This window comes from Azospirillum oleiclasticum, assembly GCF_013423485.1.
Classification (GTDB): domain Bacteria; phylum Pseudomonadota; class Alphaproteobacteria; order Azospirillales; family Azospirillaceae; genus Azospirillum; species Azospirillum oleiclasticum.
The window spans coordinates 1-1,648 of record NZ_JABFFR010000097.1 but is presented as its reverse complement, the minus strand read 5'-3'; the positions used below and the strand labels follow the sequence as shown (position 1 = coordinate 1,648).

At 70.0% G+C, this 1,648-nt stretch carries 3 protein-coding genes and 1 pseudogene; 1 reads left to right on the top strand and 3 read right to left on the bottom strand.

Features of this window, described 5'->3' with window-relative positions:
• Nucleotides 1-102: pseudogene (locus HL658_RS37580) on the bottom strand (electron transfer flavoprotein subunit beta/FixA family protein); the annotation flags it as partial.
• A gap of 42 nt (nucleotides 103-144) precedes the next feature.
• On the bottom strand, nucleotides 145-555 hold the full coding sequence (locus HL658_RS36410) for a MerR family transcriptional regulator (protein ID WP_180286528.1): 411 nt from the start codon (nucleotides 553-555) through the stop codon (nucleotides 145-147).
• A gap of 169 nt (nucleotides 556-724) precedes the next feature.
• Here HL658_RS36410 and HL658_RS36405 point away from each other — a divergent pair, with 169 nt between their 5' ends.
• Nucleotides 725-1,033, top strand: a complete 309-nt coding sequence (locus HL658_RS36405; RefSeq protein WP_180286529.1) for an SCP2 sterol-binding domain-containing protein — start codon at nucleotides 725-727, stop codon at nucleotides 1,031-1,033.
• 23 nt (nucleotides 1,034-1,056) lie between these two features.
• Here HL658_RS36405 and HL658_RS36400 read toward each other — a convergent pair.
• On the bottom strand, nucleotides 1,057-1,648 hold a 592-nt coding region (locus HL658_RS36400; protein ID WP_484463074.1), incomplete at its 5' end, for an MORN repeat-containing protein.

The following is a 1,648-nucleotide window of genomic DNA, read 5'->3' as shown; positions in this document are numbered from 1 at the left end:
CGACATCTTCACGTTCGCGGTCTCGACACCCGAACCGTCCGCCTTCACGCGGACCTTCACGTTGTAGTCGACCACGCGCTTCACAGCGACCAGGACCTTCATCCCTTCCAACCCTCCCATTGTCTTGTCGGCACGGACCGCAGCCTAGCCGGGTCCGCCCTGCCCTTCAACCGGCGCAGCACCCCGTTCCGCCAGCGCCGCCGCCACCTGATCCTCGATGTCGGCCAGTTCGGCCACCGTCGCCTCCAGATCCTCGCGCTGGCGCTCCAGCACGTCGCGCCGTTCGCGCACGCGGCGCAGCAGCACCCGCAACTGCTCGATCCCGTTGCCGTCGATCTTGTAGAGGTCGAGATACTCGGCGATCTCGGCCAGCGAGAAGCCGAGCCGCTTGCCGCGCAGGATCAGCTTCATCCGCGCGCGGTCGCGCTTGTCGTAGACGCGGTTGTTGCCTTGCCGGTTCGGCGACAGCAGCCCCTTGTCCTCATAGAAGCGCAGCGTACGCGGGGTGACCCCCAGCTCCTCCGCCAGTTGGTTGACGGTGTAAAGATCGTTCATTGCGCACGACACCCCGATCCTGAGCGTGACGGTTCGTGGGTTCCTAACACAGTCGTGGGCGTCGACCAAGGCAATGGCCGGCCCCTGTGGACGACCGCCGAAGTAACGTTGACGTAAACGTAAATGCACAGTACCGTCAAGCCACAGTGTGAACGGGGGGATCAAACACATGATCGATGGCATCATCCGCGACATGCGGGCCAGGAGCGGCGACCTGCGCGGCATCGGCGCCCGCGTGCGCTTCGTGCTGGGCGACGACACCATCCTGATGGACGCCCGCCAGAGCCCGGTGAGCGTCGAGCCCGCGGATGGCCCCGAGGATGGCGACACCGACTGTACCATCCGCATGGCGCCCGAGCATTTCCGCAAGATGCTGGACGGCCAGCTCGGCCCGATGATGGCCTTCACCCTGGGGCGGCTGAAGGTGGAGGGCTCCATGGGCATCGCCCTGAAGCTGGCGCAGGCCCTGGACGACTGAGGCTTCGGGGGGCCCGGCGCCACCTACTCCTCGATCACCGTGGACCCCTGCCACACGCCCGTACGCGTCGCCCCATCGCGGGTCACGGACTGGCCGGGCCCCTGCGGCAGGCCGCGCACGAAGCGGCCGACATGGCGGGCGCCGCTGGCCCAGCGCAGAGCGCCGTCGCCGTCCGGCAGGCGCCGTCGCACCTGGCCCGCGAAGACCGAGCCGTCGGTGAAGGACAGCTCGCCCAGCCCGACCACCTCGCCGTCGCGCACCTCGCCGGCGTACGCCTCGCCGTCGGCGAAGCGGAAGACGCCCAGCCCGGTGGGCACGCCGTCCCGGAAATTCCCCTCGTAGCGGTCGCCGTTGGCGAAGGTGAAGACGGCGCTGCCGGTCATCGCGTTCGCCCGCCATTGCCCGGCGTAGGTCTGCCCGCCGGCGAAGCGGTACACCCCGTACCCGTCCTTCTGCCCGGCGCGTCCGGTCTCCCCCTCGTAGAGCTCGCCGTTCACCAGCCGCTGCGACGCGACGGCTCCGGTGTAGCCGGCGCGGGCCCGCTCGGCCGCCGCCTGCGCGCGCTCCCCGGCGCGGCGCCCCTCCTCCGCCGCGGCGCGGGCGCGGTCGGCCGTT

Coding starts and splice junctions, on each gene's coding strand:
- HL658_RS36405 (WP_180286529.1), top strand. CDS start 725: ATGATCGATGGCATCATCCGCGACATGCGGGCCAGGAGCGGCGACCTG.
- HL658_RS36410 (WP_180286528.1), bottom strand. CDS start 555: ATGAACGATCTTTACACCGTCAACCAACTGGCGGAGGAGCTGGGGGTC.